The organism is Actinoplanes philippinensis (assembly GCF_900113015.1).
GTDB classification, from domain to species: domain Bacteria; phylum Actinomycetota; class Actinomycetes; order Mycobacteriales; family Micromonosporaceae; genus Actinoplanes; species Actinoplanes philippinensis.
This window is the reverse complement of record NZ_FONV01000005.1, coordinates 158,354-172,439: the sequence shown is the minus strand read 5'-3', so window position 1 is coordinate 172,439 and position 14,086 is coordinate 158,354. Positions and strand designations below refer to the sequence as shown.

At 72.4% G+C, this 14,086-nt stretch carries 16 protein-coding genes; 10 read left to right on the top strand and 6 right to left on the bottom strand.

Annotation, left to right across the window (positions count from 1 at the left end):
• The first annotated feature begins 249 nt into the window (after positions 1–249).
• The gene (locus tag BM290_RS14240) at positions 250–768 is read left to right on the top strand and encodes a hypothetical protein (RefSeq protein ID WP_373871049.1); all 519 of its coding nucleotides are present in this window, start codon (positions 250–252) and stop codon (positions 766–768) included.
• Between the two features lie 456 nt (positions 769–1,224).
• On the opposite strand, the gene BM290_RS14235 is transcribed toward BM290_RS14240, so the two are convergent.
• Positions 1,225–1,434, bottom strand: coding sequence for a hypothetical protein (locus tag BM290_RS14235; RefSeq protein WP_093614045.1), 210 nt, complete (start codon positions 1,432–1,434; stop codon positions 1,225–1,227).
• Positions 1,435–1,576: 142 nt separating this feature from the next.
• On the opposite strand from BM290_RS14235, the gene BM290_RS48310 reads away from it, so the two are divergent.
• Positions 1,577–2,848, top strand: coding sequence for a hypothetical protein (locus BM290_RS48310; protein WP_177319710.1), 1,272 nt, complete (start codon positions 1,577–1,579; stop codon positions 2,846–2,848).
• Positions 2,849–2,970: 122 nt separating this feature from the next.
• Here the strand turns inward: BM290_RS48310 and BM290_RS14225 are convergent, their stop codons facing one another.
• Both BM290_RS14225 and BM290_RS14220 read right to left on the bottom strand, forming a co-directional pair.
• Positions 2,971–3,159: a hypothetical protein gene (locus BM290_RS14225; protein ID WP_093614043.1), complete on the bottom strand. Its 189-nt coding sequence runs from the start codon at positions 3,157–3,159 to the stop codon at positions 2,971–2,973.
• Between the two features lie 80 nt (positions 3,160–3,239).
• On the bottom strand, positions 3,240–3,704 hold the full coding sequence (locus tag BM290_RS14220) for an SRPBCC family protein (protein ID WP_093614041.1): 465 nt from the start codon (positions 3,702–3,704) through the stop codon (positions 3,240–3,242).
• Positions 3,705–3,785: 81 nt separating this feature from the next.
• Here BM290_RS14220 and BM290_RS14215 point away from each other — a divergent pair, with 81 nt between their 5' ends.
• Positions 3,786–5,348, top strand: coding sequence for a phytoene desaturase family protein (locus BM290_RS14215; protein WP_093614039.1), 1,563 nt, complete (start codon positions 3,786–3,788; stop codon positions 5,346–5,348).
• On the opposite strand, the gene BM290_RS14210 is transcribed toward BM290_RS14215, so the two are convergent.
• Positions 5,339–5,767 (bottom strand): SRPBCC family protein, encoded by a 429-nt coding sequence (locus BM290_RS14210; protein WP_307837937.1) that lies wholly within the window; start codon positions 5,765–5,767, stop codon positions 5,339–5,341. The genes BM290_RS14215 and BM290_RS14210 overlap by 10 nt on opposite strands.
• A gap of 121 nt (positions 5,768–5,888) precedes the next feature.
• Between BM290_RS14210 and BM290_RS14205 the strand changes: the two genes are divergently transcribed.
• The 7 genes from BM290_RS14205 (at position 5,889) to BM290_RS14175 (ending at position 12,031) form a co-directional block, all read left to right on the top strand.
• Positions 5,889–7,028 carry a glycosyltransferase gene (locus BM290_RS14205; RefSeq protein ID WP_239143529.1) on the top strand — a complete coding sequence of 380 codons (1,140 nt, stop codon included), beginning with the start codon at positions 5,889–5,891 and terminating at the stop codon, positions 7,026–7,028.
• A gap of 82 nt (positions 7,029–7,110) precedes the next feature.
• Positions 7,111–8,004: an ABC transporter ATP-binding protein gene (locus BM290_RS14200; protein WP_093614033.1), complete on the top strand. Its 894-nt coding sequence runs from the start codon at positions 7,111–7,113 to the stop codon at positions 8,002–8,004.
• Positions 8,005–8,009: 5 nt separating this feature from the next.
• Positions 8,010–8,750 (top strand): ABC transporter permease, encoded by a 741-nt coding sequence (locus BM290_RS14195; protein ID WP_093614715.1) that lies wholly within the window; start codon positions 8,010–8,012, stop codon positions 8,748–8,750.
• A 2-nt stretch (positions 8,751–8,752) separates the two neighbouring features.
• Positions 8,753–10,021: a sensor histidine kinase gene (locus tag BM290_RS14190; RefSeq protein WP_093614031.1), complete on the top strand. Its 1,269-nt coding sequence runs from the start codon at positions 8,753–8,755 to the stop codon at positions 10,019–10,021.
• Positions 10,018–10,644, top strand: coding sequence for a response regulator (locus BM290_RS14185; protein ID WP_093614029.1), 627 nt, complete (start codon positions 10,018–10,020; stop codon positions 10,642–10,644). Before BM290_RS14190 ends, BM290_RS14185 begins: the two co-directional genes overlap by 4 nt.
• A 52-nt stretch (positions 10,645–10,696) precedes the next feature.
• Positions 10,697–11,488 (top strand): AraC family transcriptional regulator, encoded by a 792-nt coding sequence (locus BM290_RS14180; RefSeq protein WP_093614027.1) that lies wholly within the window; start codon positions 10,697–10,699, stop codon positions 11,486–11,488.
• A gap of 135 nt (positions 11,489–11,623) precedes the next feature.
• Positions 11,624–12,031: a VOC family protein gene (locus BM290_RS14175; RefSeq protein WP_093614025.1), complete on the top strand. Its 408-nt coding sequence runs from the start codon at positions 11,624–11,626 to the stop codon at positions 12,029–12,031.
• Between the two features lie 130 nt (positions 12,032–12,161).
• Here BM290_RS14175 and BM290_RS14170 read toward each other — a convergent pair whose 3' ends face one another.
• Entirely contained in the window at positions 12,162–12,665 is a 504-nt protein-coding gene (locus BM290_RS14170; RefSeq protein WP_093614023.1) for a hypothetical protein, read from the bottom strand.
• 356 nt (positions 12,666–13,021) lie between these two features.
• Positions 13,022–14,077 (bottom strand): methyltransferase domain-containing protein, encoded by a 1,056-nt coding sequence (locus tag BM290_RS14165; RefSeq protein ID WP_093614021.1) that lies wholly within the window; start codon positions 14,075–14,077, stop codon positions 13,022–13,024.
• Between the last annotated feature and the right edge of the window lie 9 nt (positions 14,078–14,086).

Here is a 14,086-nt window from a genome sequence, read left to right as displayed (position 1 = left end):
GGGTGACCGACGGGTCCTTCACCGTTGCAGGCCGGTTGAACTCGCCGGACGCGGGAAACCGGACCGTACGGCGAATGACCCGGTGTGGCCCTCGTCCCCGCCCGCGGTGGCCGGGGCGCGGGGTTGCTCCCGCGAAGTCGGGCGGCCTCGGCGAGCGGTCCGGCGATCGGGCGGTGCGGGGCGGGTGCCGGAGCCGGTCCCGGTGACGGCGCGGAGGGATTGGTGATGGGCGTGGCGGATCAGCACACGATGCCGGCCGGCAACGGTAGGGCGGGCCGGAGCGCGGCCGCGGACGGCGGGATCGGATCGGGTGCCGTGGAGGACGGGCCCGATCTGGCGCATCGGCGGCCGGACGGGCTCGATGACGTGACAGTGGAGGCGCTCGGGAAGCTGAGTGAGGCGCTGGAGACGGTGGAACGGGTTCGCGGGCATCTCTACAGCGCGCATCAGCTCGTCGGGAAGGCGGACTTCGCGCTGGATGAGGCGGTTTCGCTGTTCATGCAGGCGGGGCAGGCCGAGATGGCCGAGCGGATCGAGCGGGAGTTGATCGGGCGCAACGTCATTCCGGGGCATTGGACGTTCCAGATCGTCGAGGAGTTCGACGACGGCTACTACGCCGAGTTCTGTGCGCTGGAACGGGAGGCCCGGGATCGGCTGGCCGGTGGACGGCGCCATCTCTACGAGGCGGGGCTCAAGGAACGCCGGCGAACCCATGGCCGGCCCGGGCACGAGGCCCGGCCAGGTCCGGTCGAGGACGCGGAAGGCTGAGGCGAGCCGGAAGGCGCGTCCCGGCCCGACGAGCTGAGGCGAGCCGGAAGGCGCGTCCCGGCCCGACGAGGTGGGGCGAGGCGGAAGGCGTGTCCCGGCCTGCCGAGATGGGCGAGCCGGATGGCGTGTCCCGGCCTGCCGAGATGGGGCGAGGCGGAAGGCGTGTCCCAGCCCGACGAGATGGGGCCAGCCGGATCGCGTGTCCCGGCCTGCCGAGATGGGGCGAGGTGGATGGCATGTCCCGGACCGAGAAGGCAGGCCGATGGTGATGGGGTTGGTGCGGCGGCCGTCGGAAGGCATGGGGCGGCCACACGGGAGCTTCCCTGTGTGGGCAGCTCGGGATGCGCGTCTCCTGATGCCCCTGAGGGGCGGCGCGTCGGTGGGGTGCGGCCGACAGGGTAGCGGTGAGGGGGCCGCGATCAGGGAGGGCGCGGTGGCAGGTGGTCGCCGGGAGGGTTACTCCGGGTAGTCGACTGTTTCGGGGCGACGGCGCTCGGCGTCGTCGGCGATGATCACGGTGGCTACCACCAGGGCGACCACCACCGCGAAGAACCAGGACGCGTCATCGACCAGTTTCGCTGCCAAAGGTGCCTGGAAGGCGGCCAGGAGAAAGCCGACCCAGGCGAAGCGGCGCTGGCGCTCGGAGAGGAAACCGACAGATCGCACTCGGAAAGTCTGGCGCGATATGGGCGGATCGCCGTCACCCGTTCGGCCGATTCTCCGTTGTCCGATGGTGCCCACCGACTTGCGTCTCCGTCGCTCAATTCTTGCCGCCGCCGGGGTTACGGCGTTGGCCGTGGGAGGCGTCGTGATGGTCTGGCCGGCGCCCCCGGCGCCGCCCCCGGCCCCCGTCGGACCGGTCGTCGCCGAGCGGGTGGTCGCCGGGCCGCTCGGCGGCAGGACCGCTGCCTGGCTCACTGTGGGTGATGCCGCGGCGCGCGTACGGGTGAGATTCGCGCGACTGCCCGGGCTGCTCTACCGGATCAGCACCGCCGCCGACGCGGGGGTCGTGCCGGTCGTCGACAGCCGTGGCGGGCGGGTCACGGTGCGGCTGACCGAGGCGGCGGGGGACGGGCTCGACGAGGTGTGGATCGTCCTCAACCGTGATGTGCGGTGGGACATCCGGCTCCCGGCGGGGGCGGGGGAGCAGCAGCTGAACCTGCGCGACGGCCGGGTGCAGCGGGTCGAGGTCGGCTCCGCCGGGCTGGCCGAGGTGTGGCTGCCGGAACCGGACGGCACGGTGCCGGTCGTCTTCACCGGGGGGATCGGCACCGCGGTGGTGTCGGTGCGGCGGGGAACCCCGGTACGGATCCACCTGACGCAGGGCGCCGGATCGGTGGAGACACCGTGGACCGCCAACAACGGCACCGCCGCCGGCACCGTCCTCCGCGAACCGGCGTTTCGGCCGGCCCGCAACCGGGTCGCGATCCGGGCCGACGGGGGGATCGGCGCTCTCGTGATCCGCCGGCCGTCGGACATCGCGCCGCAGCCGGACGCGCCGGATCCGGTCGTCCGGGAGCCAGGTCGCGGAACTGCCCCGTCCGGCCCCGGCTCTGGTCCGGCCGCACGCCGAGGGGCCGGGGCGGGCCCGGCGGATCGGCAGCCGGGGCACGCACGCCGTGACGCGACGCCGGTGAGGCCGGGTCGTGGTGCGGACGGCGGGGTGCCGGGCCGGGGTTCGGGTCATGCGCACCGTGATGCGACGCCGGCAAGACCGGGTCGTGGTACGGACGGCGGGGTGCCGGGCCGGGGTTCGGGTCATGCGCGCCGCGATGCGACCACGGTGGGGCCGGGTCGTGGTGCGGACGGCGGGGTGCAGGGTCGGGGTTCGGGTCATGCGCGCCGCGATGCGACGCCGGTGAGGCCGGGCCGTGGTACGGACGGCGGAGTGCCGGGGCGGGCCGGTGTGCCGAGTCATCCACGCCGAAGTTCGGCACAGGGGGAGCCGAGGCGGGATCCAACGCCGGCCGGGCCGGATCGGGCTGCCGGTGGGCGCAAGCCGGTCCGGTCGGCAGCGCCCGCACGACCGAGCCGCACTGCGATGCCGGTGAAGCCGGGCCGCGACGCCGCCGACCGGTAGCGGACGAGGGCGCGTATCGGGGGTGACGGTGACCGTCGCATGAGCCCGGCGGCATCGGGTCGGTCCGGTGTCTCGCTCACCGGACCGTCGTAGCGGAGGGTGCCCGGCGTGGCCGTACCGTATCAGTGTGGTCCGGTATGTCCGGTGGTGCTGGGGCGCTCGCCTGCGGTGACCGAGGGCTCCGCGCCGGCGTCGTTGTCCGTGGGGTCGTTCTGGCCGTCGGTGTCCCAGCTGGCCATCGCCTTGTTGAGTTCGCTGAGCGGCAGCCGCTCCTCGTCGCGCCAGGTCTCGGTGTCGCGTGAATCGGTCATGATCGTGGCATACCCTTCGGAAAGTGGTGGAAACGGCGGAGACGGCCGCCGTGGCGACCGTCTCCGGGGTGTTCCGATCGTCAGATGCCCGGCCGGTCGACCTGGCCCCGCCACGCACCGGTCTCGATGCCGCCGCGGCTCTCGATGAACTCCTTGAAGCGGTGCAGGTCGCCCTTCACGCGCCGGTCGATGACGCCGAGCTTGTCGCCGGCCGTCTCGACGAACCCCTGCGGGTCGAAGTCCATCTGCACGGTGACCCGGGTGTGGGTGTCGTCGATCCGGTGGAAGGTGACCACACCGGCCTGCTTCTCGCCGTCGGTGGAGTGCCACGCCACCCGCTCGTCGGGCAGCTGCTCGGTGATCTCGGCGTCGAATTCGCGCTTGATCCCGGCGATCTCCGTCTTCCAGTGCGTGTGGGTGTCGTCGAGCTGGCGGATCTCGCTGACCCCCTCCATGAACCGGGGGAACTCCTCGAACTGGGTCCACTGGTTGTAGGCCGTGCGAACCGGGACGTTGACGTCAACGAACTCGGTGACCGTGCTCACGAGGTTCTCCCTTCAGTTGCTTGTCACGATCACTGGGGTGCCCGGGAGTGAGGGCCCTAAACACGGGGTAGCTTGCGAAACGTGGACGACGTGGACGCTGTCGTCGTCGGGGCCGGGCACAACGGCCTCGTCGCGGCGAACCTGCTGGCCGACGCCGGATGGACGGTCCGGGTGCTGGAGGCCACCCCGCAACCGGGCGGGGCGGTCCGCTCCGGGCACGTGACCGCCCCCGGCTACCTCTCCGACCTGTTCAGCGCGTTCTATCCCCTGGGGTACGCCTCCCCGGTGCTGGAGCGGCTGGACCTCGACATCCGGTGGACGCACGCGCCGGACGTCTTCACCCACCTGCTGCCGGACGGGCGGGCCGCCACGGTCAGCCGCGACGTCGACCGGACCGCCGCGTCGATGGAGCAGTTCGCGCCGGGTGACGGCGACCGGTGGCGCAACGCCTACACCGACTGGCAGTCGGTCTCCGGCGAGATGCTGAAAACCCTGTTCACGCCGTTCCCGCCGGTCCGCAACAGTGTCGGCCTGATCCGGCAGCTGAAACTCGGCGGCGCGCTGCGGCTGGCCCGGCGGCTCGTGCTGTCGGTGCGGGAGCTGGGCTCGGAGCTGTTCGCGGGGGAGGGGGCGGCTCTCGCGCTGGCCGGTTGCGCCCTGCACACCGACCTGTCCCCGGAGGAGGCGGGCGGCGGGGTGTACGGCTGGCTGCTCGCCATGCTCGGCCAGGAGATGGGCTGGCCCGCCCCGGTCGGCGGCGCGCAGGAGCTGACGTCGGCGCTGGTCCGGCGCTTCCCGGGGGAGATCGTCTACGACGCCCCGGTGACCCGGGTGCTGGTGGCGCGCGGCCGGGCGATGGGGGTCCGGACGGCGGACGGCCGGGACTGGCGGGCCCGCCGGGCGGTGATCGCCGACGTGCCGGCGCCCGCGCTCTACCTCGACCTGGTCGGTGAGCGGTGGCTGCCGCCACGGCTCACCGAGGACATGGCGCACTTCCGCTGGGACGGCGCGACGGTCAAGGTCGACTGGGCGGTACGGTCGAAGGTCCCGTGGACCAACCCGGCCGCCGCCGGCGCGGGCACCGTGCATCTGGGCGCCGACCTGAACGGCCTCACCCGGTACGCCGCGCACCTGGCCTCCGACGAGATCCCGCCGAACCCGTTCCTGCTGCTCGGGCAGATGACCACCACCGACGCCACCCGATCGCCGGACGGGACCGAGTCGATGTGGGCGTACACCCATCTGCCGCACCGTGCCTCGTGGTCGGCCGACGAGATCGCCGAGCACGTCGAGCGGATGGAGGCGGTCGTCGAGGAGCACGCCCCCGGGTTCCGCGGCGAGGTCGTGGGCCGCAACGTGTTCGCGCCCGGCGACATGGAGCGGGAGAATCCGTCGCTCGTCGGCGGGGCGCTCGGCGGGGGCACCGCGGCCGCGTTCCAGCAGCTGTTCCTGCGGCCGGTGCCCGGCCTCGGACGGGCCGACACCCCCGTCGACCGGCTCTTCCTCGGCAGCTCGTCGGCGCATCCGGGCGGCGGCGTGCACGGCGCGCCCGGCGCCAACGCGGCACGCGCGGCGCTGGCCCGGGACGGGAATCCGCTCTACCCCGCCGTCATCGGCGCGGCCCACCGGGTGATCTACCGCTGACGTTCGGCGATGTCGGCGAGACGGCGCAGGGTCTCCACGTTGCGGCGGTGCAGCAGCAGGTCGTTGAGCTTGTTGCGGGCCCACCGCAGCGGGCCCTCGGTGAAGTCCTCCGCGATCTCCACGCGGGTGGCGCCGTCGCCGACCGGGGTGAGCCGGATGTCGACCTCGGCCGCCCCGAGCGGCCACAGTCCGGCGTTCAGTTTCAGGGAGCGGCCGGGCTCACAGGCCAGCACGGTCGACGAGTCGTGCAGCGACAGCGGCCACGGGCCGGCCTTGTGGTGGAGTTTCGCACCGGGGGCCGGCCAGGCCGGCTCGACGTCACGGATGTGTACGGTGCCGACCACCCAGTCGCTGTAGGTCCATCCGTCGGCGAGGACGGCGAAGATCTGGTCGGGTGGAGCCTGAACGGTTCGCGCCACGATAGCCACGACTTTCGGTTTACCCTGCTCAGAGAGTCTGTAACGGGCGGCCCATGTTTACGGTTCGTACTGTCGGGCAACTGCTGCGCGTACCTGACACCGGCCCGCTGGAGGAGACCCCGTGCACATTGCGATGATCTCCGAGCACGCTGACGTCGCCGACCTGTCGGCCGCGCTGGCCGAACTGGGCCACGACGTGCGGATCTACACACGCCGCGAGACCCCGGACGTCGCCGAGGTGGTCGTCACCCCGAGCGGCGTGCACGTGGTCCACATCACCGCCGGCCCGGCCCGGCCGCTGCCGTCCGACCTGGTTCTGCCGTACATGGGCGAGTTCGCCCGGATTCTCGGGGAGCAGTGGCGCGACGGCTGGCAGCCGGACGTCGTGCACGCGCACTTCTGGACCAGCGGCCTGGCCGCGGTGACCGCCGCCAAGCAGTTCGCCATCCCGGTCGTGCAGTCGTTCCACGAGCTCGGCGAGTTCGGCGAGTCCGCCCACGGCCCGTCCCGCTCCGGATACGAGCGGGCGCTGGGCCGGGCGGTGGACCGGGTGGTGGCGCAGACCCAGGAGGAGGTGCGCGGCCTGGTCCGGATCGGCGTGCCCCGCGCCAGCCTGACCATCGTCCCGTCCGGCGTGGACAGTGAGACCTTCACCCCCGACGGCCCGGCCGTGCAGCGCGACCCGGAGCGCCCGCGCATCCTGTCGGTCGGCAAGCTGGTCGAGCGCAAGGGGTTCGGCGACGTCATCCAGGCGATGCGGTACGTCCCCGGCGCCGAGGTGGTGGTGGTCGGCGGCCCGCCCGCCGAGCAGCTGCCCGCCGACCCGGGCGCCCGGCTGCTCCGGTCGATGGCCGAGCAGTTCCATGTCGCCGACCGGTTCCGCCTGGTCGGCTCGGTGCCGCACCGGGAGCTGCCGAGCTGGTACCGGTCCGCCGACGTGCTGGTCGCGACCCCGTGGGAGGAGCAGGCGGCCCTGGAGGCGATGGCCTGTGGCGTGCCGATCGTCGGCCCGGCGGCCGGGGCGCTCACCGAGACCGTGGTCGACGGGCTGACCGGCGACCTGGTGCCGGAGCGGGACCCGCGTGCCCTGGGGGGCGCGCTGCGCCGGCTGGTCAACGACAAGGTGCGGCGGTTCACGTACGCGACGGCGGCGCTCGACCGGGCGCGGCAGGCGTACTCGTGGAAGCGGGTGGCCGCACAGGTCGGCTCGGTCTACGCGAGCCTGCGGCGTACCCCGGCCGTGGTGGAAGACCCGGTGTAGGGCGGCATCAACCGATCGGTGGACCGGAACCGCCGCCCGCTGTTCGATTCGGGCGCCCTGCTCGCCGGGTGATGCTCGGTGCATGACAGTCATCGAGGTCAAGAACCTGGCGAAGAGGTACGGCGAGACCGTCGCCGTACGGGACGTGTCCTTCAGTGTCGAACCCGGTGAGATCTTCGGCATCCTCGGCCCGAACGGCGCCGGGAAGACCACCACCGTCGAGTGCATCGCCGGTCTGCGCACCCCGGACTCCGGCACGATCACGGTCCTCGGCAGCCCTGCCGGGGACCCGGCCCTGCGCTCCCGCATCGGCGTGCAGCTGCAGGAGAGCGAGCTGCAGGAGAAGATCACCGTCCGCGAGGCGCTGGAGCTGTACAGCACCTTCTACCCGAACCCGGCCGACTGGCGTGCCCTCGCCGACGACCTGGGCCTCACGCCGAAGCTGAAGTCCCGGTTCGGCAAGCTCTCCGGTGGCCAGAAGCAGCGCCTGTCGATCGCGCTGGCGCTGATCGGCAACCCGGAGATCGCCATCCTGGACGAGCTGACCACCGGCCTGGACCCGCAGGCCCGCCGGGAGACCTGGGAGCTGATCTCCGGCATCCGCGACCGCGGTGTCACCCTGCTGCTGGTCACTCACTTCATGGAGGAGGCCGAGCGTCTCTGCGACCGGATCGTGGTGATCGACAAGGGCGCGGTGGCGGCCCTCGACACCCCGGCCGGCCTGGTCGAGCGGACCGGCAACGAGCAGCGCATCCGATTCCGGCCGTCCACCCCGATCGGCGACGAGCTGCTGACCGTGCTGCCCGAGGTCCGTGAGGTGCACCGGCACGGGTCGAAGATCGAGGTCGTCGGCAGCGGCAACCTGCTGCACGCGGTCGTCTCGGTGCTGGCCCGCAACGGCATCGTGGCCGCCGAGCTGACCCTCGAACAGTCCACTCTCGACGACGCCTTCGTCCATCTGACCGGCAAGGAGTGACCGGCATGTCCGTCTTCACCAAGCTGACGCTGACCGAGTTCCGGCTCACTCTCCGCGATCCGCTCTACGCCTTCTTCACGCTGTTCTTCCCGATCCTGCTGGTGCTGATCCTCGGGAACGTGCCGACCATGAAGGAGGCGCCGCCCGAGCTGGGCGGGCTGCGGGTCATCGACCTGTACGCCGGACTCGCGCTCGGCCTGGCCATCGGCATCATCGGGTTGCAGGGCCTGCCGTCGGTGCTGGCCACCTACCGCGAACGCGGCATCCTGCGCCGCCTCGCCACCACACCGGCCCGCCCGGCGATCCTGCTCACCGCGCAGCTGGTGATGAACCTGATCACCGTGCTGATCTCGATGGTGCTCGTCTACACGGTGGCGATCCTCGTGTTCGACGTGCCGTTCCCGCAGAACCCGGCCCTGTTCCTGCTCGCCGTCCTGCTCAACTGCGCCGGCGCGTTCTCCATCGGACTGCTGCTGGCGGGCATCGCGCCGACCGGCAAGACCGCCAACGCGATCGGCACGTTCCTCTTCTTCCCGCTGATGTTCTTCGCCGGCCTGTGGGCGCCCCGCGAGCTGATGCCGGAGATCCTGCGGCGGATCGGTGACTTCACCCCGCTCGCCGCCGGCCAGGACCTGATGACCGACGCCCTCCTGGGACAGTCGCCGGCGCTGCTCTCGATTACGGTTCTGGTGGGATACCTGCTGATCTGCGGGGCCGCCGCGGTCAAGCTGTTCCGCTGGGAGTGACGATGCGCAAGCTGGAGGCGCCGGAGGGACCGGTGGAGAACCGGGAACTCTGGCGCACCTTGCTGTCCTACGGCACGCTGTTCGGCTCGCTGCTGCTGACCGTTGTCACCCAGGGCGTCGACGGCCTGCCGCAACGGGGCCTCGGGACGATCGTGCCGGTCGCCCTCCTGACCGCCGCGTGGATCGCCTGGTGGGTCGACCTGCACCCGGCCTGGCGCAAGCGCGGCGGCCTGATGCTGATCTTCCTGATCGGACTGCTCGCCCTCAACTTCCTGCTGGTCATGTGCAGCCCGCTCTTCGGCGTCTTCACCTGGACCGGCTACATCTTCCTCGGCTACGCGGCCCCGGGCCGGTGGCAGATCGCCGGTGTCCTGCCGGTCGCCGCGATCAACGCGATGTCCCAGATCGGCGGCTGGGACACCTTCGCCAACGAGGATGACGGCTACGTCATCTACCTCGCCGTCCTGCTCTGCAACCTGCTGATCGCCGGGATCATGACATGGGTGACCCTGCGCGACGAGCGCGAGGCCGACACCCGGGTCCGCCGCATCGACCAGCTCGCCGAGGCCAACGCCAAACTCGCGGCCGCCCTCCAGGAAAATGCCGGCCTGCACGCCCAGCTGCTGCTCCAGGCCCACGAGGCGGGCGTCCACAACGAGCGGCAGCGGATGGCCGGGGAGATCCACGACGTCCTCGCCCAGGGGCTCACCGGCATCGTCACCCAGCTGGAGGCCGCCGAGGCCCACCCCGGCGAGCGCGAGCGACACCTGACCGCCGCGAAACGTCTCGCCCGGGAGAGCCTCGCCGAGGCCCGCCGCTCGGTGCAGGCGCTGCGACCCCAGCACCTGGACGCGGCCCGCCTGCCCGAGGCCCTCGACGAGGTGCTGCGAGGATGGTCCGAGCTGCACGGCGTCCGCGCCGACCTGACCACCACCGGAGCGGCCCGGCCGTTGCTGCCGGAGATCGAGACGACGTTGCTGCGTACCGCCCAGGAAGCCCTTGCCAACGTGGCCAAGCACGCCGCCGCCGGGCGGGTCGGGCTCACCCTGTCCTACATGGAGGACGTGGTGACCCTCGACGTCCGCGACGACGGCGCCGGCTTCGACCCGGAGGCGCCGCGGGAGGTCACCGCCGAGGGCGGTTACGGCCTGCGCGCCATGCGGGAACGCCTCACCCGGGTCGCCGGCACCCTCGAAGTCGAGTCCGAACCCGGCGGCGGCACCGCGATCTCCGCCTGCGTGCCGGCCCTGGCCCTGGGAGGAACAGCATGATCAAAGTCGTCATCGTCGACGATCACCCGGTGGTCCGGGACGGGCTGCGCGGCATGTTCGCCGGTGACGACCGGTTCACCGTCCTCGGCGAGGCCGGCGACGGGCGGGAGGCCCTGGCGGTCACCGAGGCCGTCGCCCCCGACGTGGTCCTGATGGACCTGCGCATGCCCGTCATGGACGGCGTCACCACCATCCGTGAGCTGAAGGCCCGCGGGTCCGCCGCCCGGGTTCTCGTGCTCACCACCTATGACACCGACAGCGACGTGCTGCCCGCGATCAAAGCCGGCGCCACCGGCTACCTGCTCAAGGACACCCCGCGCGAGGAGTTGTTCCGCGCCGTCGTGGCCGCCCACCGCGGCGAGTCCGTCCTCTCCCCGGCGGTCGCCGGCCGGCTCATGGGCCAGCTGCGCTCACCCGCCAAGGAGCCGCTCAGCCAGCGCGAGATCGAGGTCCTCACGCTCACCGCCCGCGGCTGCTCCAACCGGGAGACCGCGAAACGCCTCTTCATCAGCGAGGCCACCGTCAAGACGCACCTGCTGCACGCCTACGCCAAACTCGGCGTCCGTGACCGGGCCGCCGCCGTGGCCACCGCCATCGAGCAGGGCCTGATCCGCCGGGACTGAAGCTGTCCCCGTCGATCACGAGACCGGACCCGGCTGAGGCAGACTCGACGCCATGGACGAGTACACGCAGGCCCGGCCGGCTCCGGCGCTGCGCCCGCACGTCGCGTTCTACAGCGGCTACCGCCAGCGCGGCCTCGCCCCCGCCCTGCACCGGGGGCTGCCGTCGCCGTACCTGACGCTGATCGTCACGATCGACGAGCCGCTCGTCATCGCCGCCCATCCCGATCCCGCGCAGGCCCCCGGCCGGTACCGTTCGCTCCTCGGCGGCCTGCACCTCACACCCGCGCTGATCAGCCACGACGGCAGCCAGTCCGGGGTGCAGGTGGCGGTCCGCCCGGAAGGCTGCCGGCCGCTGCTCGGGCTCCCCGCCGCCGCCCTCGCGAACCTCGACGTGGACGCCGCCGCGATCCTCGGCGAACCGTTCGTCGGCGAACTCCGGGAACGCCTGTCCGAGGCCCCCGACTGGCCGGCCCGCTTCGCCGCCCTCGACCGCGCGCTCACCGGCCGCCTCCGCGACGACGCCGCGCCGGTCACCGTCACCCACGCCGTCCATCTGATCAACGGCGGTGTGCCGGTCGCCGAGGCGGCCGCACGGGTCGGCTGGAGCGGCCGGCACCTGACCGACCGGTTCCGCGCCGAACTCGGCATCCGCCCCAAAGAGGCCGGCCGCATCGCCCGCTTCGACCGCGCCCGCCGAGCCATCCGGCCGGGCGTGCGTCTCGCCGATGTGGCCGCCGCACACGGCTACGCCGACCAGTCCCACCTGGTCCGCGACTTCCAGACCTTCGCCGGGTGCCCACCGTCCCGCTGGCTGGCCGACGAACTCGGCCCGCCTGATTCCTGACCGCGCCGTTCTCCGGATCCTCGTGCCGCTCTGCGGGTCCGTGGCGTTGCCCGTCCGCGCCGGTCTCTTCGGCCGCGCTCGGCGAGTTCGCTTTCGTCCAAGCCTGCCCACTGCCGTGTCCGCGACGATGAGCCCATGACCGACTCGACGATCCCGCCACCGCAGGTGTGGCCGACCTTGCGTGCCACCGACGCCCGAGCCCTGATCCGTTTCCTGTCCGAAGCGTTCGGATTCGTGCCGACGGCCGTCCACGGCGACGGCGACGTGATCCACCACGCCGAACTACGCTGGCCTCTCGGCGGCGGCATCATGCTCGGATCGGTCCGCGACGCCCCGGGCGACCCGTGGAACCTGAAGCCGGGAACCTTCGGCGCCTACGTGGTCGCCGACGACATCGAGGCGCTGCACGCCCGAGCGGCCGCCGCCGGCGCCGAGATCATTCGCGAGCCGGCCATGACCGACTACGGTTCCCACGATTTCGCGGCCCGCGATCCCGAGGGCAACCTGTGGAGCTTCGGCACATACCGAGGAGAACCCCAATAATCTGGTATGGCCACGCCGAGTCCCGTGGCTGTCCCCGCGACGCGGGCGAGACTCCCGCCCATCAGCGCGCCTCTCGGGTGACGGCCGGGGTCGCGGCGCCGGGGGAGGCGGGCGCCGCGACCGGGAACGATCAGCTCGCCAGGGCCTTCGCGAGGTCGTCACGGAACGTGCGCTCGCTCTCCGTGACGGTCTCGCCGCCGATTCCGAGGACGCCGCCGGTGGAGGCCGCGCCCACCACCTCGTCGGCGATCTCCACGAGCCAGTGCTTGTAGGTCTCCGCGTCGGCCGGGGAGGCCTTCGCGGCCAGTAGCGCCGCCACCTCGGCGGCCCGGGCCACCACGTCCGCCGCGTACCCCACGGGGTCGCCCGGCTGGATCACCGGCGCCTCCTCGCCGATCTCCGGGTCGCCGGCCTCGGCGACCGCGGCCGTGGCGACCGCCGCGACCAGGGTGCTCGCCGACGACCGTGCGTCCGAGATCCGGTCCAGCCCGGCCGCGCTCTCGGCCCGGGTCTTTCGCGCGCTGTCCGGGCTGGCCGCGCTGGCGGCGGTGAGCACCGACTGAGGCAGTCCGGTCAGCAGCCCCCATTCGGCGTCGGTGAACCCCAGTTCGGCATAGAGCGGTCGATCCGTCACGCGTTTGTCCCTTTCTCGCATCGTCGGCCGCGTCCGCGGCAGCCGGCGGCCGTCAGCATTCTTACCTACCCCTTTCCGTCGTCGTTGCATCCTGTGACGATCGCCGGCATGTCTCGCCGGCTGATCTGTTGCGGCCTCACGGCCACTCGCCGTTCTTCCGGGCGGCCGTCCTGGTGTTCGGCTGGCACGGCGCTGTTTTGGCGCGTTGACACCGCGCTGGATTCTGGCCGGAGGGGTGACGGTGACCGCAGGCCTCGGCCCGGCGGGCGCGCCGAGGCCGGGAGCGGGCAGTCCCGCCGCGCGGTGGCGGCGGGACGCGGAGGATGCGGTTGAGGGGCGGCGTACGGCGTACCGAATCAGGGTTTTGCCTCGTAAACGATGTTGAACGGGGTTTCGGCGACGCGCCGGAAATGGCGGAAACCGGCGTCGGTGACCAGGCGGCGGACCGGTTCCTCGCCGGCTTGCGCGCCCAGTGAGTAGCCGCCGTCCTGGGCGAGGGCGCTGGGCACGCAGAGGAACGCGGAGAACGAGTAGTAGACCCGCCCGACCGGGTTGAGGTTGTCGCTGACCGAGGCGCCGGCCGCCGGTTCGACGATCATCCACGTGCCGTCGGGGGTGAGCCGGGATCGCACGTGCCGGGCCGCGCCGAGCGGGTCGCCCATGTCGTGCAGCGCGTCGAATGTGGTGACCAGCTGGTAGGGGCCGCCGCCGAAGCTCTGCGCGCCGGCGTTCTCGAAGCTGACCCGGCCGTCGAGTCCGGCGTCGGCGGCGCGTTTGCGGGCCTGGTCGACCGACGCGTGGTGCCGGTCGGAGCCGGTGAACACGGATCGCGGGTAGGCCCGCGCCATCAGCACCGTCGACGCCCCGTGCCCGCAGCCGACGTCGGCGACCCGCACGCCCGACTCCAGATGGGCGACGACGCCGTCGAGGGCGGGCAGCCAGGTGGTGATCAGGTGGGCGCTGTATCCGGGCCGGAAGAATCGTTCGCACCCGGTGAACACGTCCTCGTCGTGTTCGCCCCAGCCGAGGCCGTCGCCGGTCCGGAACGCCGCCGTGATCCGGGGTTCGGCCTTGAGGGCGCCCAGCGCCAGCTGGAACGCGCCGGGCGCGAAGATCGGGCCGTCCGGGTCGGTGAGCGCGAACGCCTGCTCCGGGGTGAGCCAGTAGCGGCCGGTCGCCGGGTCGTACTCGACGTACCCGCCGGCGGCCTGGCCGCGCAGCCACTCCTCGACGTAGCGGGCCGCCGTCCCGGTGCGTTCGGCCAGCTCCTCGGGGAGGGCCGGGGCCCCGGCGAGGGCACGGTAGAGGCCCAGCCGGTCGCCGACGACGATGCCACCGGCGGCCATCGTGGCGCCCAGGTCGCCGACGAACCGGTGCACGAACTCCATCAGTTTCGCTTCGTTGACTGTCATGCCTCCTTT